This window comes from Saccharothrix sp. NBAS 001, assembly GCF_056640475.1.
This window is the reverse complement of sequence record NZ_CM153251.1, coordinates 4,630,054-4,651,962: the sequence shown is the minus strand read 5'-3', so window position 1 is coordinate 4,651,962 and position 21,909 is coordinate 4,630,054. Positions and strand designations below refer to the sequence as shown.

Genomic DNA, 21,909 nt, shown 5'->3' with positions numbered 1-21,909 from the left:
ATGGCAGAGCGAGACAAGATCCACCTGATCGTCTCCGACCGTTGTTCCACCTCTGACTACGCGCCGATAGTAGGAGGCGGAGACCCGAAGGCCGTTCCTGCACCTGCGGATCGGCGCTCCCACGGCGGTTCGATCCGTAGTGGACTCGCCACGGCCGATAACGATGCCCGATCCCGACGCGAACGCAACCCGGTGGTCGTCCCGGACGCCATTCCAGGCACTTACGTCGCCTTCGAGAGCTTTCCCGGCGTCGAACTCGCGTTGAAAAGCCTCGACCCACGTACGGGCAGAGCACATCCCGAACTGCGGTCGGTGCGCGTCGACCACGTCAGCGGACAACGCGTGGAAACCGCCACGGTCTTCGTGCCCGAGGGCACCATGAGCTACTTCCTCAAGCGCCTCGACCAGTATCTGGCCACAGCTGACAAGAGTGCGCCCGCCCATCGCAACCTGGTCGACCGGATCGGTGCCGTCCGCCTGGCCTCCGTGGAATCCCTGTGGACAGACCCGATCGCACAGTTCCCCGATGCGGAGAAGTCCGTGTGGTGGGAGGTGTGGCTACGACGACGCGACGGCGGGGAACTCCGCAGGTTGCACGCCTACGCCGATACCCGGGATGACGGGATGGTAGTCGGGCGCAAGGCCTTGGGATTCGGCGTCCGGACCGTAGTGATGGTCCGGGCGACGGTGCGGCAGTTGGCCTCGGCCATCGAGATCCTCGACGACATCGCGGAACTGCGCAGCCTGATCCGCCGCGCCGAGTTCCTGGCCGAGGAAGATGCCTCCACGCAAAGCGAATTCGTCCGAGACCTGGCTCGACTTGTGGTCGCGGCGCAACCGGGTGCTCCTGCGGTGTGTGTCGTGGACACCGGAGTCCACCGGACCCACCCGCTGTTGGAAGCCTCCCTGCGGCCACAGGACTGTCACGTCGCGGACCCCCGCTGGCCCGCCGGATCCGACCACGATGGACACGGGACCACCATGGCCGGGCTCGCCCTCTACGGCGACCTCGCCGAGGCGATGGCCACGACGGTGCCCCTCACGCTGCGGCACGGCTTGGAGTCGCTGATGCTGCTTCCGCCGCCCGGCTTCCCGCACAACGAACCCGAACTCTACGGCGCGATCACTGCCGCAGGCGTCGCGGCAGTCGAGACGATCGGGGCCCGACGACGTCGCGCCTACTCGATGGCGATCACCGCCCTCACCTCGGAACGGCAGCCCGCAGACGCCACGGCCGAGTCGGTGCTGGGCAAACCGACGTCATGGTCGGCCTCACTCGACGCGCTGGCCGCCGGACGCGCCGTGATCGAATCCGACACCGGGTTGTCCCTGCTCGGCGCACCCGACCCCGACGCGCACCGACTGTTCGTCGTCTCGGCCGGCAACGTGCACACCTTCGACCACGACCACCTCTCCCGCAGCGACATCGAACCCGTGCAGGACCCCGCCCAGGCGTGGAACGTGCTCACCGTAGGGGCCTACACCGACCGCGACACTTTGCAGGACCCACCCGACGTCTACGAAGGCTGGAGCCCCCTCGCCCAGCGAGGAGAACTCTCCCCGTTCAGCCGCACCTCCGTGGCGTTCAACGCCAAGTGGCCAGTCAAACCAGAGATCGTCATGGAAGGCGGCAACGTCGCGGAATCACCTGACGGCACCGAACGCCACCCCGTCGGCGCGCTCGAACTGCTGACCACCCGAGCCCCGGACCACCGGTCGACAGCAGGCAGCACCCGACAGTTGACCACCACCAACGCCACCAGCGCCGCCACCGCACAAGCAGCGCATCTCGCAGCGCAGATCATGACCGACTACCCCTCGCTGTGGCCGGAGACAGTACGCGCACTGATCGTCCACTCCGCCGAATGGACTCCCGCCATGCGCTCCCACGTCGACAACGCATCGAAGAAACGGGACAAACGCACCGTGCTGCGCCGATACGGCATGGGAGTGCCTAACCTGGCACGGGCGACCCGCAGCGCCGCAGACTCGCTCACCCTCATCGCCCAGGAGACGATCACTCCTTTCCAGGGCAACAAACTGCGCGAAATCCACTTCCACGACCTCCCCTGGCCCTCCGACGAACTGGCCGACCTCGGGGCAACCTCCGTCCAGCTACGGGTAACCCTGTCCTACTTCATCGAACCCAACCCCGCCCGCCGCGGGTGGAACGGCCGCTACAACTACCCCTCACACGGCCTCCGATTCGACGTGCGCCGCCCCACAGAGTCCAACGAAGACTTCCACAAACGACTCAACCTCAAAGCCCTGCAGGAAGGGGAAAAGCGTCCCACGCCGGCAGGGGACAGCGGGGAGTGGATCTTCGGTGCCGAGGCACAGCAAGCCCCCGGCTCCCTGCACACCGACATCTGGACCGGAACCGCTTCCGACCTGGCACAGCGAGGAGCCCTCGCCGTCTACCCCGTCGGTGGGTGGTGGAAGGAACAAGCGGCACGCGACCGCGTCAACCACGAAGCGCGGTACGCCCTCGTCGTTGCCATCAACACGCCAGGCGTCGACACCGACATCTGGACCCCGGTCGCCCAACAGATCCAGGTCCCGACCACCATCAGCACCTGATCCTTGCCCGATGCACTGCAGCGCGCTCCCGAAGCGGCCGGGTCTGTACAACTGTCGGCTCTGGCGCACTTTCGGTGGTGGGTTATCCGAGGAGGATGCGGTGGCGCAGGAGGGCGAAGCCGGCTCTGCCGTACATCTGCCTCTTGAGCAGTTTGGTCTTGGTGTTGACGCCTTCGGTGCGTCCGTTGTGGTGGTCGAGGGTGATGGCGGCGGTGACTGCGTCGACGTCCTGGTCGATGCCCCGGGCGAAGGAGTGGACGTGCGGTAGGTCTGCCTCGCGTGCGGCGGTGGTCCATGCCGCGAGCCGGGCGGGGTTGTCCCTGTGGGGAGTGAGCAGGGTGGCGAAGGAGTGCACGAGGTGCGCCAGGGCGGTCATTTCGGGGCAGGCCGAGGCCAGGGCTCCGAGTCGTTCCCGCTGCCCGTCGGTGAGAGTGTCGGGCGTGGTCAGCAGGATCCGGGCGGCTCGGCGTGTCGAGAGGTGCGGGTGGTCGTCGAGGTACCGTCCCTGGTTGAGGTAGCGGACGAGGAGGTTGGCGCTGCCGGTGTAGCCCAGGGTGCGGATTTCGCGCAGCAGGGCGGTGGCCCCGACGTCCGGTTGCTGTTCGCGGCAGGTGCGGAGGTGGTCCCGATAGGGGGCGACCATGCAGGCCCGGTACTTGGGGACCCGCTGGACCCGTTGCGGTGTGGCCGCGCGGGCGTAGCGCTTGACGCGGTGTTGAGCGCCAGGCCGAGGCGGCGTGAGCAGTCCAGCAGTCCGACTCCGGCGTCGAGCAGGGCGTGGATCCGGTGCCACCGGTCGGCGACCCGGACCGCGTCCGGCAACACGTCCCGCACCGCCTGCGCATAGGCGGTCGAGCCGTCCTGGCACACGGCCTCGACCCCGGGACGGGATCGCAGCCACCCTGCCACGACCACAGCACCGCGGCCGGGCAGCACGTCGATCCGGACACCGGTGTCGGCGCCGATCAACACGGTGGCGTAGTCATGACCCTTGCGCAGGGCGAAGTCGTCGATCCCCAGCACCTGCGGCACCGCACGATCCGGCAACGGGATGTCCAGCAGTGCCCGCACGGCGGTGTCCCGCCCGACCGTGATCCCGAGCGCAGGCAGCCTCCGGGTGGAGGCCCTGCTGGCCAACTCGCACACCACACCGCGGACCTGTTCACCCAACCGCACGGTCCGACGCCGGTACCGCTCGACCACGCACGACACCTGTTCACGGAACGTCCGACGCCCGCACTCCTCGACAGGACAACGCGTCCGGCGGATCCGCAACCTCACCAACACCCCGCGCCCGTCGACCGGTCCATCCGCCAGGACGCGTTCGTGAAAGGCATGGACCCGGGCCGTCGACGTCCCACAACCAGGACACGCCACCACACCACCCCTGGTCGACGCCCGCACCACAACCACATCGCCGACGTCATCGACGCCCTCCACCGACAACGCTGACAGCCCCGAGAACACCACACCGACCAGCTCCGCCACAGCAGACACAAACGATCATGACAACCCCAGGACCCGTCACGGCCAGCGGCCCACCACATCACCACCGATGTAGGCGGCGAGGATGTAGTTGGGGGTCGAGGTTCCTACGCGCCCTGTCGTAGTGCATGGTGGCTCTGGGGTCGGCGTGGCGGGCGGCGATCTGGACGTCGCGGAGGTCGACTCCGGCGTCGAGCATGGTGGTGACGTAGGTGTGGCGCAGCAGGTGCGGACGCACCTTGGGCAACCGGCACCACTGCGGTCCTGGCGAGGCGGTGCAGGCGTCGGGTGGCGCGATGGCGGTCCATCCGCCGTGCTCGCCGGTTGAGCAGGATCGGCCCGGTCTTTCGGTCGTCGACGGCGGGTTCGATGGCCCGCCGACTAGCCCGACCGGATCACTTCGTGGCCGGCGCCCACCTCGACTCACCCGGCATCGCCCGCGTAGCCCCCTCCGACACCGGTTATGCGCTGGAGTAACTGGCGCCACCGATCGGCTGACCGAGCCCGTCGGATCCGGTTGCCCACACCTCGACTCCGGCCGTTGGTCACACTACCGGCGGCAGAACCCGACCCGGCGCGAGCGGTGGCCCGAGGTCGGCGTTCTGCCGCCCGCCCTGCCGGCGTGGCAGAGCTCCTTCGCGGCCACCGCCCCGCCGAGGCAGGGGCGGTGGCGTGGTCGTACGGGTCAGGCCGTGGCGGCAGGCACCAGGGCCTCGGCGGACTGGGGCTTGGGGGTGGTCAGGCCGAGGGCGTGGACGCCACCGTCGACGAAGATCACCGAACCGGTCGTCGCGGGCAACCAGTCGGACAGCACGGCGCACACCGACTTGCCGACCGCGGACGCGTCGGAGGAGTCCCAGCCGAGGGGCGCGGACTCGTCCCAACCCGACTCCAGGTCGGAGAAGCCCGGGATCGACTTCGCGGCCAACGTCTTCACCGGGCCCGCGGACACGAGGTTGACCCGGATGCCGCGCGGACCGAGTTCCTTGGCCAGGTAGCGGTTCACCGATTCGAGTGCGGCCTTTGCCACACCCATCCAGTCGTATGCGGGCCACGCGACGCGGGCGTCGAAGTCGAGGCCGACGATCGACGCGCCGGGCGTCAGCAGCGGCAGCAGCGCGGTGCTCAACGACTTCAGGGAATAGGCGGAGACGTGCACCGCGGTCGACACGTCGGACCAGGGCGCGTCCAGGAAGTCGCCGCCCAGGCAGGACTGGGGCGCGAAGCTGATCGCGTGCAGCACCCCGTCGACGCCGTCGGCGTGCTCGCGGACGCGGCCCTCCAGCGCGGCGAGGTCCTGTTCGCTGGTCACGTCCAGCTCGATGACCGGTGCCGGTTCCGGTAGGCGCCGGGCGATCCGCTCCACCAGGGAGAGGCGGCCGAATCCGGTCAGGATCACCTGGGCGCCTTGTTCCTGGGCGATTTTCGCGGTCTGGAACGCCATGGACGCCTCGGTGATGACGCCGGTGACGAGAATGCGTTTGCCAGCCAGTAGGGTACCCACTCGAACTGTCCTTCCGTATTTCGGTATGGCGATTTTCATCCGCCGAATTCGATGGACCTTATCACGGGTGGTGTGGTCGCCCGATGACGGTCGATCAATGGTGTGGGTCGAAAGGCGGCACCGCGACCGTGCGTGCGTGACCGCCAGTCCGGCGAGTGGACCCGGCGATATCGCGGCAACCGGTGATCGGTGTCGCGAACCGTCGGCGACGTGGGCTTGCAGCCGTGCGGATCGCCGCGGCCGGAAGTGGATCCGGGTCCGCGCTATTTGCAATACCAAAGGTTATTGCAGGCAAAAGGCAATGATACTGCGATGGGGTTCGGGCCGTCAAGGCTTGACTACGGAGTGTGATGGGGCCTCGTAGATCCCTGGTTGGGGGTTCACCGGATTGCGGATGGACATGGTGAAGGTCCGATGTTAGGTTGAATTGGATTCCGCTCTGATCGTGCGGTCAAGTAATCGCAGTCGCGGCCACGTGTAAACGGCGTGCGGCGGCGAAATAGTGGAGGGAACGGTGGGTTACGAAAATGTCAAATTCCACATGCTCGGCACGTTCGAAGTTATCGGCGACGACGCCGAGCGGAGACTGACCCCGCGCAGCCCCAAGCTGAGGGCCGTCCTGGCCACGCTCTGCTCGCACGCGGGCCGCGTGGTCCCGACCGAGTTGCTGGCCAAGGGACTGTGGGACGACGCGCCGCCGCCGGCGCCCGCCGCCACGCTCCAGGTCTACATCTCGAAGCTGCGGCGGTACTTGCAGGACTGCGGCGTCGATCCCCGGTTGCTGGTCACGAAGCCGCCGGGCTACCTGCTCGACATCGGCGAGGAGGCCCTCGACCTGGGGTTGTTCCGGTCGCTGAGCGAGCAGTCCGCTCGGGCCGAGTTCGACGGCCGCATCGCCGAAGCCTCGCTGCTGCTGAGGCAGGCGTTGTCGATCTGGCGCGGATCCGCGCTGGCGGACCTGCGCACGACACCGGTGCTCGGCACGATAGCCCGGCAGATCGACGAACAGCGGCTGGCGGCGTACGAACGCTGGCTGGAGCTGGAGCTCGCGCTCGACCGACACACCACCGTCACCAGCGAGGGGTACGGCCTGATCGGTGAGCACCCCCTGTGGGAGAACCCACACTACTACTTGATGATCTCCCTGTACCGCAGCGGGCGGGCGGCCGAGTCGCTGGACGTCTACAAGGTCTTCCGCGAATCGTTGCGGGATGCGCTCGGCATGGACCCGAGTTCGCGGTTGCAGTCGCTGCACCGGGCGATCCTCAACCGCGAGGAATGGCTGGACGCCCGCGGTCCAGACCGGATCCCGGTCTGACCCGCACAGCGGAACGGTCACCGCGTGAGCAGCGGTAGGACGCGGATGCCGGTCAGGTGCGGCAGCTGGAGGAAGACCGGCGGGTTGTCCGGATCGGTCCGCAGCGTCGGGAACCGGTCGAGCATCATCTCCACCGCGATCCGGCCCTCCAACCGGGCCAGGCCCGCGCCCAGGCAGAAGTGGACACCGCGGCCGAGGCCGAGGTGCGGGTTGGGGTCGCGGGCCGGGTCGAACACGTGCGGCCGGTCGAACACCCGCGCGTCCCGGTTGCCCGCGCCGAGCCACACCTTCACCAGCTGGTCGGGGCCGATCCGGTGCCCGCACAGCTCGACCTCGGTGGTCGTCGCGCGGGCGGTGGCGGCGAACGGCGAGAGGTAGCGCAGCGACTCCTCGATCAGCGTCGGTACCAGGGTGCGGTCCGCGCGGACCGCGGCGTCGTGCTCCGGGAACGTGTCCAGGCACAGCATCGTGTTGCCCAGCAGCATGGTCGTGGTGACGTGGCCCGCGAGCAGCAACAGCAGCGCGAAGTTGACGACCTCGACGTCGGACAGCCGCTGCCCCTCCACCTCCGCCTCGACCAGCCGGGTCAGCAGGTCGTCGCGCGAGTTCCGGCGGCGGTCGGCGGCGTGCGACTGCACGTACTCCAGCATCGGCTGGAGCATCGCCATCGCCGTGTCGTACTCCCGCTGCATCCGCGGGCGTTCCTCCTCCCGCAGCGACATCTCGGTGGTGCGTTCGAGCAGCTCGCCGGCCCACTTGCGGAACAGCTCGCGGTCGCTCGGCGGCACTCCGAGCAGCTCCGCGATGACGATCACCGGCAGCGGGTAGGCCAGGTCGGTCACCAACTCCCAGGACGGGCTCTCGACGGCGTCGAGCAGCTCGGCCGTGATGGCCTCGATGCGGGGTTCGAGCTCGACCACCATCTTCGAGGTGAACGCCTTGCTGAGCAGCCGCCGCAGCTTGCCGTGCTCCGGCGGGTCCATCCGGACGATCTTGCCCTGTTCGAACTCGGGGTTGTAGTCGATCGGGAACAGCCGGGAGATGTCCGAGGAGAACCGGCCGGGGTCGTTGAGCACCGACACGATCTCCGGGTGCCCGTACACGTCCCAGTGGCCGAGGCGCTCGTCGAACTCGACCAGGTTCTCCGGTGCCTGCCCGCGCAGCCAGAAGTGGTCGGGGTTGGTCTGCCAGGGGGATTCGGTGATGGTCATGGTCCTCTACCTTCTCGGCGGTCTCGGGTTCGGCGGGCGGGTCCGGGTCACACGTCGACGACCTCCGCCGCGGCGAGGACCTGGTCGACCACGAGCGCGTGCCGCAGCGAAGCGGTGGTGTGCGGTGCGAGGTCGCCGCCGGAGCGGACCGCGTCGGTGAACAGCCGGACGACGTTGGCGAACTGGTGGTCGGCGGGCAGCGTGCGTTCTTCGAGGTGGTCCTGGCATCGGATCCGGAGCACCGGCTGGTGGGTCTCCGGCGGGGTGAACACCCGGTCGAGCCCCAGCCTGCCGTGGCTGCCGGACAGCTCGTAGGACGTGCGGTACGAGTGCTCCATGCCGAAGGTCAGGTGTGCGGGCACGCCGTCGCCGTCTCGCAGCAGGACACCGCCGGAGAGCACGACCCCCTGTCGGCGTCGCAGCACGGCGCCGACGACGGTGACGTCCGGCCCCAGGAAGTGCTCCGCGGCCCTGATCGGGTAGACGCCGACCTCCAGCAGCAGACCGCCGCCGACGTCGGCCTGGTAGCGCATGTCGCCTGCGGGCTTCGGCGGGATCGTGAAGGCGCTGGAGAACGCGCGCAGCTCGCCGATCACGCCCTCTGCCACCAGCTTCGCGACGGTGGCGTGCTGACTGTGTTGCAGGAACATGAAGTTCTCGAACAGCAGGAGCCCGCGCTCCTCGGCGAGGGAGAAGAGCCTGGCCGCGGTGGTGTGGTCGGCACACAGCGGTTTCTCTGCCAGCACGTGCTTCCCGGCGAGCAACGCGCGTTCGATCCACTCGGCGTGCAGCATCGCGGGCAGCGGGAGGTAGATCGCGTCGACGTCGTCGCGCGCGAGCAGGTTCTCGTACCCGGCGATCCCGAGGCAGCCGAACCGGTCGGCGAACCGGGAGGCCTTCTCGCCGTCCCTGCTCGCCACCGCGACCAGCCGCGCCGCGTCGCACGCCAGCAGCGCCGGGATCATCTTCCGGGCCGCGATGTCGGCGCAGCCCAGCACGCCGAACGACACCGGCGTCATGCCGTGCCCCCGATCCGCAGCGCGTGCAGGCACGCGACGCAGCTGCGCAGCTCCACGTCGAGGTAGTTGCTGTGCTGCAAGAGGTCGCCGAGCTGGTCGACGGTGAGCCAGTGGTACTCGTCGGGCACGTCGAGCGGGAAGTCCTCCTCGACCTCGACGATCACGTACCGGTTCTGCGCGTGGTAGAACCGGCCGCCCTCCTCGGACTGGAGCACGTCGAACCGGATCCGGGACGGCGGTGCCGACAGCACGTAGTCCAGGAACCGGGGTCGGTGCTCCGGTGCCACGTCGTGGTAGTTCGCCGGTTGGCACTGCACGGTCGGCGCGAGTTCGGCCACGTTGAGCGTCCCGGCGTCCGTGCGCGCCTCGACCAACGCGTGCAGCACGCCGCCGACCTGCTTGACCAGCAGGGCCAGCAGGCCCGGTCCTAGCGGTGCCAGCAGTGGCTGGGACCACGACCGCACCTCGCGGCTGGTCGCCCGCACGTCGACGGCGACGACGCTGAAGTACTTGCCGTCGCGGTGGCTGATCCGGTCGGCCTCGCGTACCCAGCCGCCCTCCGCGACCTGGTCGAGCGGAACGCGTTGGTGGACCAGCTCCCGCTGGGCCCGCACCTCGGTGAGCCAGCTCAGGACGTCACCGTGGCCGTGCACGCCCGGCACGCCCTTGGCCGTCGACTCGTGCAGCGAACCGGCGAACGGCGAGCGCGGCGGACGACCGGCGCGGTCCAGGTGCGGCGGGATGCACGACAGGACCGTGCGCGCGTCCATGTTCACCAGGTTCGGGATCCGCAGCAGCTGCCGGATCTGGGCCAGGGTGAGCCAACAGAAGTCGTCGTCGAGCGGCACCTCCTCGTCCGTCTCGACGATGATGTTGCGGTTGCGCTTGTGCAGGAACCACGCGCCCTGCTCGGACTGGAGCACGTCGGCGAGGACCCTGCCGCGCGTGGACTGCCGGAAGTAGCGCAGGTACTTGATGGCGTCGCCGCCGTGCACCCTGGTGTAGTTGCTGCGGGTGGCCTGCACGGTGGGCGAGAGCTGGAGCCCGTTGACGTTGCCGGGCTCCATCTTCGCCTGCATCAGGAAGTGGTGGACGCCGTCGAACTCCTTGACCAGGATGCCGAGCAGCCCGATCTCCGGCTGCACGATGATCGGCTGGGTCCAGCTGGTGATCCAGGTCCGGTCGGTGCGCACGCGCAGGCCCTCGACGGTGAAGAACCGGCCGCTGTCGTGCACGAGGTTGCCGGTGTCCGGCGCGAACGACCAGCCGTCGAGCTCGGCGAACGGGATGCGCTCGACCTCGAACCGGTGCGCCGCGGCGCGCTCGGCGAACCACTCGTGGAACCGGCTCAGCGGCATCAGGTCGCTGTCGAGCGCTAGTGCGGAGCCGGCGAGCAGCTGGCGGCTCCCGGTCCCGCTCACCGCCCACCGCCCGCGGCGAGGTCCGCGTAGATCTCCAGGCACTGCTCGTAGGTCGGCAGGAGACCGGCCTCGGCGGCTTCGGCCAGGCTCGGCGCGGCCCGGTCCTTGTCCGACATGACCGGCTCACCGGTCAGCCCCCACGGGATGCCGATCGCCGAGTCGAACGCGTTGATGTCGACCATGGTGCCGTGGACGTACTCGGTGGAGCAGACGTAGCTGACGCAGGTGTCGTCGGTCAGGGCCAGGAACGCGTGGCCCAGTCCGTCGGCGAAGTACACCGAGATCCCGGATCCGGCCTCCTGCAAGGTGGTCTCGTACTTGCCGAAGGTGGGCGACCCGACGCGCAGGTCGACGCACACGTCGAGCGCGGCACCGCGCACGCACGTGACGAGCTTGGCCTGGCCCGGTGGCGTGATGGTGCCGTGGATGCCCCGGACCGTGTTCTTCCGGGACACGGAGTAGTTGACCTGGCGGACGGGCAGCGGGTAGCCGGTCGCCTCCGTGAACGCGCTCTGCCGCCAGCTCTCGTAGAACACGCCCCGGCGGTCCGGGATCCGCTCCACGGTGATGCGGTAGGCGTTGGGGATGCTCAATTCGGTGATCTTCACGGTGCTCCCAACTGGGGCGGCCTGGTGGTTCCCGGTTCCCACGCCGTGGTCATGGCCTCGGCGACCTCGAAGGGCGTGGGCTGACGGGCGATTTCGTCGCGGAGCTCGGCCGCCTTGGCGCGGACCGGTCCCGGTTCGAGCAGCTCGGCGACACCCGCCCTGATCGCGGCCCGGTCCGCCTGCTCGAACGGCAGGAAGCGGCCGGCACCCTGGCCCGCGAGCTGCGCGCAGTTGGCCCGCTGCTCGGTGAGCATGCCCAGGGTCAGCTGCGGCAGCCCGTGGCGGGCGGCGGTGAACAGCGTGCCTGCGCCGCCGTGGTGCACGATCGCGTCGCAGGTGGGCAGCAGCGCGTCCAGCGGCAGCGGTTCGGCGGCGATCACGTTGCCGGGCACGTCGTCGATCAGCGCCACGTCGGCGGTCCGGGCGGCGACCACGACCTCGACGTCGAGGTCGCGCACCGCGTCCAGCACCTTCGGCACGCCGAAGTAGTCGGCGGACAGCGTGGAGGTCGTCGCGGTGCCCCACGTCACGCACACGCGCGGCTTGTCGTGCGGCTCCAGCAGCCTGGCGGGGACCGTGCCGCCGCCGTTGTAGGCGGTGTAGCGGACCGGCCGGCTGCGCACCCCGCCGGGGAACTGCACGCTCGGCGGGCACGGGTCGATCGTGTACTCGGCCAGGTCGTCGGCGGGCTTCGCGCCGAACCGCTCGTACAGCGCGGTCAATCGGTCCGGCCACGGGACGAACTCCCACGGCACGGCGCTGACGTCGTCCGGTGCGCCGAAACCCGAGCCGGGCATGCGGTAGTTGCGCGCGGTGTCCGGGCCCCACAGGTGCCGCACCGGGACGGCACCGGACACCTGGGCGGCGAGCGGGCCGGCCAGCGCGAGCGGGTCGGAGAGCACCACGTCGGGCCGCCACGTCCGGGCGAGCGCGACAAGGTCGTCCGCCATCGCCTCGGCGGCCATCGCGTAGCGGTCCACCGGGCCCCGCACGATCGCTTCGAGCAGGCTCGGCGTCGGTCCGTCGCTCGCGTGCTTCACCCATTTCGCGCCCTGCCGCCTGAGTTCGGGCGAGTCGAGGAAATCGAAGTCCGGTCCCACTGTGACCGAGGTCATGCCGGATTTTTCGACCGTTGCCGCGAGTTTTGGCGCGGTGGCCGCCAGGACCTCGTGGCCGTGCAGGCGCAGCGCCCACGCGAGGCCCACCATCGGCAAATAGTGGGTGGGGAAAGAAAATGGCACGAGCAGTACACGCATGGGTCTCGTTCGCCTTCCGCTGAACAGCCGACGCAGCGCGAAACCGGCCCACGGCAGCCTTCAGAGCGGCTGTGACGTGGTGCCCCGCTGTCTGGATCGTAAGCAACGGGCTGAGCTCCTGCAATGGTGCCCCCAGTCTCGGTATGGTCAGTGAAAACGTCCGGTCGGCCAGCGGTAAGGTGCTTTTCAGTGGCCTGAAAGTCATATTTAAGCCGTCTCGACTGGGGTATCTTCGGGCTCGTGCCGGGAATTTGTCGTCGGGTACAGTTGCCTTCTGTCGCCGGCGACGGAGCCAGTGCGGCCTCATTCCACCCTTGGTGATTTCATCCGGCGGGAAGTTGGGGGTCCTGGTGGTTGACGCGCGCGTTTCGCCCGATGGTCGCGACGGGGCCGTCGCCGTCGTCGGCTACGCCTGCCGGGTGCCGGGGGCGGCGGGTCCGGAGGCGCTGTGGGACCTCCTGCGCAGCGGAGCCGACGCCATCACCGGCATCCCCGACGACCGGCCGGAGCTGGCTCGCCTGGCGGAGTTCGCCGAACAGCACCCGGGCCTGCGCTGGGGTGGGTTCGTCCACGACGTGGACCGGTTCGACGCGGAGTTCTTCGGGATCTCACCGCGCGAGGCCGCCGCCACGGACCCGCGCCAGCGGCTGGTGCTCGAACTCGGCTGGGAGGCGCTGGAGCACGCCGGCGTCGTGCCGGAGACGTTGAAGGGCAGCCGGGTCGGCGTCTACGTCGGTGCCGCGGGCGACGACTACGCCCGCCTGCAACGGGGTCTCGTCGGGCCGCACTCGTTCACCGGCCTCAACAACGGCATGCTCGCCAACCGCCTCTCGTACTTCCTCCGGCTGCGCGGGCCCAGCCTCACCGTCGACACGGCCCAGTCGTCCTCGCTGGTCGCCGTGCACTCCGCGTGCGCGGCACTGCGCGCCGGTACGGCGTCGGCGGCGCTGGCCGCGGGCGTCACCCTCAACCTCGCGTCGGACAGCTGGCTAGCCCTGGCGAAGCTCCGGGTGCTCTCCGCGGACGGCCGGTGCTTCACCTTCGACTCGCGCGCGAACGGGTTCGTGCGCGGGGAAGGAGGCGCTGCGGTCCTGTTGAAGCGGCTGGCGGACGCGATCGCCGACGGGGACCGGATCCACGCCGTCATCCGGGGCAGCGCGGTCAACAACGACGGCGGCGGCCGAGGGCTCACCGCGCCCGACCAGCAGGCGCAGGAAGAGGTGCTGCGGCTGGCCTGCGCCGACGCCGGCGTCGATCCGCACGCCGTCCAGTACGTCGAGCTGCACGGCACCGGCACCAGGGTCGGCGACCGCGTCGAGGCCGCCGCGCTCGGCGCGGTGGTGGGCGCGGGCCGCGGTGATTCCCTGCACGTCGGCTCCGTCAAGACCAACATCGGGCACCTGGAGAGCGCGGCGGGCGTCGTGGGTCTGGTCAAGGCCGTCGCCGCGATCGCGCACCGGGAACTCCCGCCGAACGTCGACTTCGCCCAGGAGAACCCGGAGCTCTCGCTGGCGGAGCGGAACCTGCTGGTGCGCCGCGAGCACGGGCCGTGGCCGCTCCCCGACCGGCCGCTGATCGCCGGGGTGAGCTCGTTCGGGCTCGGCGGGACCAACTGCCACGTCGTGCTCTCGGACGGACCCGCCGTCGGCGTGCCCGCCGAAACCCCGCCCCGACCGCTGCCGTGGGTGCTCTCCGGCCGCACGCCCGAGGCGGTGCGGGCGCAGGCCGGGCGGCTGCTGGAGCACATCGGCGCGCACGGCGTCGCGTCCGTCGCCGCGGTCGGGCACTCGCTGGCCGTGTCGCGCACGGCGTTCGAGCACCGCGCCGTGGTGGTCGGGGACGACCGGGCGGCGGAGCTGGCGGCCGTTCGGGACGGCGCCCCGTCGGCGCTGGTCGGCAGCCCGGTCGACGGCGGGCTGGCCTTCCTGTTCCCCGGCCAGGGTTCGCAGCGCGCCGGCGCCGGAGCCGGGCTGTACCGGGAGTTCCCCGCTTTCGCGACGGCGTTCGACGCGGTCTGCGCCGAGCTGGACCGGCACCTGCCGCGTCCCGTCGTGACGGTGCTGTTCGCCGAGGAGGGGTCGGCGGACGCGGCGCTGGTCGACCGGACGCTCTACACGCAGGCGTGCCTGTTCGCGCTCGAAGTCGGCCTGTTCCGGCTGTTCGAGTCGTGGCGCCTGCGGCCGGACCACCTGCTCGGCCACTCGATCGGCGAACTCGCCGCCGCGCACGTGGCGGGGGTCTTCTCGCTGTCGGACGCGTGCGCGCTCGTGGCCGCGCGCGGCCGGCTGATGCAGGCGCTGCCCGCCACGGGCGCGATGTTCTCGTTGCAGGCCGGCGAGGACGAGGTGCGGGCGTCGCTGGTCGATTCGGTGGACATCGCCGCGGTCAACGGACCTCGGGCCACGGTGATATCCGGCGAAGCGGCCGCCGTGGCCGAGGTCGCCGCGCGCTGGGCCGAGCGGGGGCGCAGGACGAAGCGCCTGAACGTCAGCCACGCCTTCCACTCCGCGGACATGACCCCGATGCTCGCCGAGTTCGAGCAGGTGGCCGCCCGGCTGACGCTGCGCGTGCCGGAGATCCCGCTGATCTCCAACGTGACCGGGCGGGTGATCACCGACGAGGTGCTCGACCCCCGGTACTGGGTGCGGCACGTGCGTCAGGCCGTCCGGTTCGCCGACGGCGTCGACGGCCTGGTCGCCGCCGGCGTGGGCACATTCGTCGAAATGGGGCCCGGTGGCGCGCTTTCGGCGATGGCGCGGACGACCGTCGGGGACGGGCACGCGGCCGCGTTCATCCCTGTCCTGCCGGTGCGCCGCGACGAGGCCGAGGCCGTGATGGCCGCGGTCGGGCGGCTGCACCTGCGCGGGCGGTCACCGGACTGGGACCGGCTCTTCGGCGACGTCGAACGGGTCGAACTGCCGACCTACGCGTTCCAGCGCGCCCGGCACTGGTTCGAGGCAGGGGACGATGTCCCGGAAACCCCGGTGGTGCGCGAGAAGACCGTCGAGCCGGAGCACACCGTCGACATCGACGCGACGGAGGTCGTGCAGTCCCTCGCCGCTGCCGTGCTGGGGCACCGGGACCCGGCCGCCGTGCTGCCCGGCCGTGCGTTCAAGGACCTGGGGTTCGACTCGAACACGCTGATCGAGCTGCTCGACGGCGTGAACGCGGCCACGGGGTTGCGGCTGCCGTCGGCCGCGGTGTTCGACCACCCGGACGTCGAGGCGCTCGCCCGGCGCGTGGAGCTCGAACTGACCGGCGGCGCTCCGTCCCCGGCTTTGGGCCCGGCCGTGACCGCCGTGGACGAGCCGGTCGCGATCGTGGGGTTGGCGTGCCGCTTCCCCGGCGGGGTGTCGTCGCCGGAGGAGCTGTGGCGGCTGGTTTCCTCCGGCGTGGACGCGGTGGGCGACTTTCCCGAGGACCGGGGCTGGGACCTCGACGCGCTCTACGACGCCGATCCCGACGCGGTCGGGAAGTCCTACACGCGCAGCGGTGGGTTCCTCTACGGGGCCGGTGATTTCGACGCCGGGTTCTTCGGGATCTCGCCGCGTGAGGCGTTGGCGATGGATCCGCAGCAGCGGTTGTTGCTGGAGGTCTCGTGGGAGGCCCTTGAACACGCCGGCGTCGACCCCGTCGGCCTGCGCGGCCTGCCGGTGGGCGTGTTCTTCGGTGCGACGGCCGACGAGTACGGCTCCGCGTTGCACGAACCGCTCGACGGCTTCGACGGCTACCAGCTCACCGGCAGCACGCCCAGCGTGATGTCGGGCCGGGTGGCGTACTGCCTCGGCCTGGAGGGTCCGGCGGTGACGGTGGACACGGCGTGTTCGTCGTCTCTGGTGGCGTTGCACCTCGCGGCGCAGTCGCTGCGAGCCGGCGACTGCACGATGGCGCTCGTGGGCGGCGCGACCGTGATGCCTAACCCCGGGATGTTCGTGGAGTTCAGTCGTCAGCGCGGGTTGGCGGCCGACGGGCGGTGCAAGGCATTCGGCGCGAGCGCTGATGGAACCGGGTGGAGCGAGGGCGTCGGCGTGTTGCTGGTGCAACGCCTGTCCGACGCTCGTCGCGAGGGTCGTCGGGTGCTCGCGCTGGTCCGGGGGAGTGCCGTCAACCAGGACGGCGCTTCGAACGGTTTGACCGCGCCGAACGGGCCGGCGCAGCAACGCGTCATCCGCGCCGCCCTCGCCCAGGCCCGGTTGGCGCCGGGCGAAGTCGACGTGGTCGAGGCGCACGGGACCGGGACGCGGTTGGGCGATCCGATCGAGGCGCAGGCGTTGCTGGCCACCTACGGCCAGGACCGTGAGCATCCGTTGTGGCTCGGTTCGTTGAAGTCGAACATCGGGCACACCCAGGCCGCGGCCGGTGTCGGCGGCGTGATCAAGATGGTGATGGCGATGCGGCGCGGGGTGCTGCCGCGCACACTGCACGCGGACGAGCCGTCACCGCACGTGGACTGGAGCTCCGGTGCGGTCTCATTGCTGACCGGGAACCGGCGGTGGCCCGACGTCGGCCGCCCGCGGCGGGCGGGGGTGTCATCGTTCGGGATCAGCGGTACCAACGCCCACGTGATCCTGGAGGCGGCCGAGCCGGAGGCCGACGCCGAGACCGGGTCCGGGCCCGGCGTGTGGGTGCTGTCGGCGAAGTCGCCCGAGGCGTTGCGGGAGCAGGCGGCCCGGCTCGCCGAGCACGTCCGCGAGCACGAGCCCGCCGTGGCCGACGTCGGGGTGTCGCTGCTGCGGCGGGCCCGGTTCGATCACCGCGCGGTGGTGACCGGTGCGGACCGGGATGCGTTGCTGTCTGGTCTGGACACGCTGGACGTCGCCGGCCGGGTGGTCGCGGGCGTCGACCGTGGTGTGGTGCTGGTGTTCCCCGGTCAGGGTTCGCAGTGGCGGGGGATGGGGCGGGAGTTGTGGGAGTCCAGTCCTGTCTTCCGCGACGAGCTGGAAGAGTGCGCGCGGGTGCTCGACCCGTTGGTCGGGTTCCCGGTCGTCGACGTGGTGCGTGGTCGGGTCGACATGCCGAGCACCGATCTCGCCGACGGTGGTGTGGTGGACCGCGTGGACGCCGTCCAGCCGGTGCTGTTCGCCGTGATGGCGGCACTCGGACGGGTGTGGCGGTCCTGGGGCGTTCGGGTCGCCGGGGTGGTCGGGCACTCGCAGGGTGAGATCGCCGCGGCCTACGTCGCCGGCGCGCTGTCCCGCGAAGACGCCTGCCGCGTGGTGGCGCTGCGGTCGCGGGCGTTGCGAGTGCTGTGCGGTGAGGGCTCGATGATGTCGGTCTCGCTGCCGCGTGCAGACGTCGAGGAGCTCGTCCTGCCATGGGGCGGCGTCGGTGTCGCGGCGGAGAACGGCCCGACGACGACGGTGATCTCCGGCCCGGTCGCCGGGCTCCGGTGCGTGGCCGAGGACTGCGAACGGCGGGGTGTGCGGGCCAGGTGGATCCCCGTCGACTACGCCTCCCACTCCCGGCACGTCGAGCGGATCGAAGCCCGGCTGCTGACCGACCTGGCCGGCATCACGCCGCGCGGCAGCGGGATCCCGTTCTACTCCACGGTCACCGGCGAGCGGATCGACACCGCCGGGATGACCCCGGAGTACTGGTATCGCAACCTGCGCGAGACCGTGCGGTTCTCGGACACGATCGACGGCCTCGTGCGCGCCGGACATCGCGCGTTCGTCGAGGTGAGCGCCCATCCGGTGCTGGTGCCGGCCTTGCACGACCTCCTCGACGGCACCGAGGCCGTCGTGGTCGGTTCGCTGCGGCGCGACGAGGGTGGCCTGGACCGCCTGATCCGGTCGGCTGCCGACGCCCACACCCGCGGGGTCGACGTCGATTGGGCGAACGTCCTGCCTGCGGGCAGGGTTGTCCCCTTGCCCACCTACGCCTTCCAACGACGGCGGTTCTGGCCCCACGACAGCGGTGCCGCGCAGGGTCTGCTGGGTGAGGGCGTGGAGCTGGCGGGTACCGGAGGGGTGGTGCTCTCCGGCCGGTTGTCGGCGAAGTCGCCGGGGTGGCTCGCCGATCACGGGGTGTTGGGTTCGGTGCTGGTCCCGGGTACCGCGTTCGTTGAGATGGCCCTGCGCGCCGGCGACGAGGTCGGCTGCGGGGTGGTCCGGGAGCTGATGTTACGGGAGCCGTTGGTGCTGCCGGAGCGCGGTGGCGTGGTCGTCCAGGTCTCCGTTTCGGGTGTGGACGAGCGCGGTGAGCGTGAGGTGTCGATGCACGCGCGTCCGGAGGGCGGCGCGGAGGTGTGGACGTTGCACGCCACCGGTCTCCTCGGCACCGGCCAGGTTCAGGCCACCTCGACCACCTGGTCGACCGCCGGGGTGGAGCCACTCGTCGCCGGGGAGGACGGTGTGGCGTCGTTCTACGAGCGGGCCGCTGCTCTGGGCTACGAGTACGGTCCGGCCTTCCGCGGTGTCCGGGGCATCTGGCGTTCGGGTCCGGATCTCCTGGTCGAGGTGGCGCTGCCCGACGAGGCGCCGCTGGAAGGCAGGTACGGGCTGCACCCGGCGTTGTCGGACGGCGTCCTGCACGCGGTCGTCGCGGGGCACTGGTTCGACGACGACGTGGTCCGGCTTCCTTTCTCGTGGTCCGGCGTCCGCCTGCACGCGACCGGTGCCCGCCGGGTACGGGCCCGGATCACCGCCGCCGGCCCGGATGCCGTCTCGTTGCACGTGACGGACCCGGCCGGAAACCCGGTGCTCTCGGTCGAGTCCCTGGTGCTGCGCCCGGTGCGCTCCGATCAGCTGCTCACCGCTCGGGCGTCCGATGCGGCGCTGTATCGCGTGCGCTGGGACGAGATCCCGATGCCGAGTGAGGCTCCGTCCGGGGATTGGGCCGTGCTTTCGGTTGAGTCCACTGTGGATCCTGTTGGTTCGGTGCTGGGTGTTCTGGAGGTTGTGCGGGAGTGGTTGGCACGTGGGGTGTCGGGGCGTTTGTTGGTGGTGACTCGTAGCGCGGTTGCGGTGGATCCGGGTGATGATGTGGGGAGTCCGGTGACGGCGGGGGTGTGGGGTCTGGTGCGTTCGGCGCAGCAGGAGAACCCGGGCCGGATCGTGCTGATCGACGTCGACCGGTACGTCCCGGACCTGCTGTCGGTGGTGGCGGACGAGCCGCAGCTCGCGTTGCGTCGGGGAACCCTCCGGGTGCCGCGCCTGGTGGCCGCCGAGCGGGCCTTGGTCCCGCCGGCCGAACCGGCCTGGCGGTTGGACATCCCGGAGCAGGGCACGCTGGACAACCTGGTCCTCGCTCCGCACCCCGAGGCGCTCGAACCCCTTGCGCCAGGGGCGGTTCGCGTCCACGTGCGTGCCGCCGGGATCAACTTCCGCGACGTCGTGGTCTCGCTCGGCCTCGTGCCGCACCTCGAAGGCGTCGGCATCGAGATGGCCGGTGTGGTGGTGGAGGTGGGTGCCGACGTCACGGGTGTGGCTGTTGGTGATCGTGTGATGGGGATGGTGGCGGGTGGTTTCGGGCCGGTGGTGGTCACTGATGTGCGGTTGGTGGTGCGGATTCCGGACGGCTGGTCGTGGGAGGTGGCGGCTGGTGTTCCGGTGGTGTTCTTGACTGCGTGGTGTGGGTTGGTTGAGCTTGGTCGGTTGTGTGGTGGTGAGTCGGTGTTGGTGCACGCTGCGGCTGGTGGTGTGGGTTTGGCTGCGGTGCAGGTGGCGCGGTGGTTGGGTGCGCGGGTGCTGGGGACGGCGGGTGTCGGGAAGCAGGATGTGGTTCGGGAGTGGGGTGTTGCTCCGGGGGATGTGTTCTCGTCGCGGTCGTTGGATTTTGAGGCTGGTGTGTTGGCCGCGACTGGTGGTCGTGGTGTTGATGTGGTGTTGGATTCGTTGGCTGGTTCGTTTGTGGATGCTTCGTTGCGGTTGGTTGCCGATGGCGGTCGGTTCGTGGAGATGGGCAAGACCGACATCCGCGACGCGGACGAGGTCGCGAAGGCTCACCCCGGGGTCTGGTATCGGGCATTCGACCTGATCTCACTGGAGCCGGACGAGATCCAGCGGATGTTGGCCGAGCTCATGCCGCTGTTCGAACGTGGCGAGCTGCGCCCGTTGCCGGTGACGACGTGGGATGTGCGTCGTGCGCCGGAGGCCCTGCGGTTCGTCAGCCAGGCGCGGCATGTGGGCAAGGTCGTGCTGCGGATGCCGCGTGCGGTCCCGTCCGACGGTGTTGTGGTGGTGACCGGTGGGACGGGGACGTTGGGCGGGATCGTGTCACGTCATCTGGTCGTCGGGCACGGTGTGCGGCGGCTGTTGTTGTTGAGTCGCAGTGGTATGGGTGCGCCTGGTGCGGCGGAGCTGGTCGAGGGGTTGACCGGTTTGGGTGCCGAGGTGGAGGTGGTGGCCTGTGACGTGTCGGACCGTGGTGGGCTTGCGTCGGTGCTGGACGGGGTGCCGGTGGCCGGGGTGGTGCACGCGGCGGGTGTCCTGGACGACGGTCTGGTGACGTCGCTGTCGGAGGAGCAGGTGGAGCGGGTCCTGGTGGCGAAGGCCGTGGCCGCGTGGAACCTGCACGAACTGACCCGGGACTTGGATTTGTCGATGTTCGTGTTGTTCTCGTCCGTCACGGCGACGTTCGGGAACGCCGGGCAGGGCAACTACGCGGCGGCGAACGCGATTCTCGACGCGTTGGCGCAGCATCGGCACGTGCGTGGGTTGCCGGCGGTGTCGCTGGGCTGGGGTCTGTGGGCAGAGGCCAGCACGATGACTGCGGGCATGACCGGCGCCGACCGTGCACGCATGGTTCGCGCGGGCATGCGGCCCTTGTCCACCGAGGACGCTCTGGCGTTGCTCGACAAAGCATTGGCCGCGCCGATGCCCCACGTGGTGCCGATTCCCGCGCCGACACCCGAGCCCGGCGCGGAGGTCCCGGCGCTGCTGCGGGAGCTCGTGCGGGTGCCGGCGCAACGCCCGGTCGCCCGACCCGCTGCCACCGACCAAGGCGGTCAGGGTGACCTCGCGGACCGCTTGGCCACGCTGACCCCGCAGGAACAGCGCAACCACCTGACGAACCTCGTGGTCACGCACGCCGCGACGGTGCTGGGCCACACCACGGGCGCGCTCGACTCGAAGAAGTCGTTCAAGGAGCTCGGCTTCGACTCGCTCACCTCCGTCGAACTGCGCAACCGGCTCGGTGCCGCCATCGGAACCGCCCTGCCTCCTACCATCGTGTTCCGGCACCCGACACCGGCTCAGCTCGCCGACCACCTGGTTGCCGAACTGGTCGCGGACACGTCGGTGGGTGTCGTCGACGGGTTCGACCAGTGGGAATCGTCGCTGGCGGGTGCGGAGCTGTCGGACGAGGTGCGCGAGGGTTTGGCGCGGCGGTTGCGCGGGGTGTTGGTGGGCCTGGAGTCCGGGGGCGCCGGCGTGGTTTCCGACGAGGAGATGTTCTCGATGATCGAGCGTGAGCTGGGTATCGACTGATTCGTTCTGCCGTCGTGCTGTTCTCGTGAGGGGAGTGGGTGTGGTGGTGGGGGCCGAGGAGAAGCTTCGGAACTACTTG

Annotated in this window: 10 protein-coding genes and 1 pseudogene; 3 read left to right on the top strand and 8 right to left on the bottom strand. The window is 70.2% G+C overall.

Annotated elements, in window-relative coordinates:
* Positions 1–2,580 (top strand): S8 family peptidase, encoded by a 2,580-nt coding sequence (locus tag AC0HI0_RS18935; protein WP_480933688.1) that lies wholly within the window; start codon positions 1–3, stop codon positions 2,578–2,580.
* 82 nt (positions 2,581–2,662) lie between these two features.
* On the opposite strand, the pseudogene AC0HI0_RS18930 reads toward AC0HI0_RS18935, so the two are convergent.
* The 3 genes and pseudogenes from AC0HI0_RS18930 to fabI all read right to left on the bottom strand — a co-directional run bounded on the left by AC0HI0_RS18930 (position 2,663) and on the right by fabI (position 5,569).
* Positions 2,663–4,077: pseudogene (locus AC0HI0_RS18930) on the bottom strand (ISL3 family transposase).
* 49 nt (positions 4,078–4,126) lie between these two features.
* Positions 4,127–4,303: a tyrosine-type recombinase/integrase gene (locus AC0HI0_RS18925; RefSeq protein ID WP_480934335.1), complete on the bottom strand. Its 177-nt coding sequence runs from the start codon at positions 4,301–4,303 to the stop codon at positions 4,127–4,129.
* Between the two features lie 447 nt (positions 4,304–4,750).
* A complete protein-coding gene (fabI, locus tag AC0HI0_RS18920) occupies positions 4,751–5,569 on the bottom strand; it encodes an enoyl-ACP reductase FabI (protein ID WP_480933687.1) in 819 nt (272 codons plus the stop codon).
* A gap of 514 nt (positions 5,570–6,083) precedes the next feature.
* Between fabI and AC0HI0_RS18915 the strand changes: the two genes are divergently transcribed.
* Positions 6,084–6,887: an AfsR/SARP family transcriptional regulator gene (locus AC0HI0_RS18915; protein WP_480933686.1), complete on the top strand. Its 804-nt coding sequence runs from the start codon at positions 6,084–6,086 to the stop codon at positions 6,885–6,887.
* Between the two features lie 17 nt (positions 6,888–6,904).
* On the opposite strand, the gene AC0HI0_RS18910 is transcribed toward AC0HI0_RS18915, so the two are convergent.
* Genes AC0HI0_RS18910 through AC0HI0_RS18890 form a run of 5 tightly spaced genes read right to left on the bottom strand, consistent with a single transcriptional unit; the run spans position 6,905 to position 12,354 of the window.
* The gene (locus AC0HI0_RS18910) at positions 6,905–8,098 is read right to left on the bottom strand and encodes a cytochrome P450 (RefSeq protein ID WP_480933685.1); all 1,194 of its coding nucleotides are present in this window, start codon (positions 8,096–8,098) and stop codon (positions 6,905–6,907) included.
* A gap of 47 nt (positions 8,099–8,145) precedes the next feature.
* The gene (locus AC0HI0_RS18905) at positions 8,146–9,117 is read right to left on the bottom strand and encodes a Gfo/Idh/MocA family protein (protein WP_480933684.1); all 972 of its coding nucleotides are present in this window, start codon (positions 9,115–9,117) and stop codon (positions 8,146–8,148) included.
* Positions 9,114–10,475 (bottom strand): NDP-hexose 2,3-dehydratase family protein, encoded by a 1,362-nt coding sequence (locus AC0HI0_RS18900; protein WP_480934334.1) that lies wholly within the window; start codon positions 10,473–10,475, stop codon positions 9,114–9,116. Before AC0HI0_RS18900 ends, AC0HI0_RS18905 begins: the two co-directional genes overlap by 4 nt.
* Positions 10,476–10,534: 59 nt before the next feature.
* A complete protein-coding gene (locus AC0HI0_RS18895) occupies positions 10,535–11,146 on the bottom strand; it encodes a dTDP-4-dehydrorhamnose 3,5-epimerase family protein (RefSeq protein WP_480933683.1) in 612 nt (203 codons plus the stop codon).
* Positions 11,143–12,354: a nucleotide disphospho-sugar-binding domain-containing protein gene (locus AC0HI0_RS18890; RefSeq protein ID WP_480933682.1), complete on the bottom strand. Its 1,212-nt coding sequence runs from the start codon at positions 12,352–12,354 to the stop codon at positions 11,143–11,145. Before AC0HI0_RS18890 ends, AC0HI0_RS18895 begins: the two co-directional genes overlap by 4 nt.
* A 365-nt stretch (positions 12,355–12,719) precedes the next feature.
* Between AC0HI0_RS18890 and AC0HI0_RS18885 the strand changes: the two genes are divergently transcribed.
* Positions 12,720–21,830 carry a type I polyketide synthase gene (locus AC0HI0_RS18885; protein WP_480934333.1) on the top strand — a complete coding sequence of 3,037 codons (9,111 nt, stop codon included), beginning with the start codon at positions 12,720–12,722 and terminating at the stop codon, positions 21,828–21,830.
* The last annotated feature ends 79 nt before the right edge of the window (positions 21,831–21,909 follow it).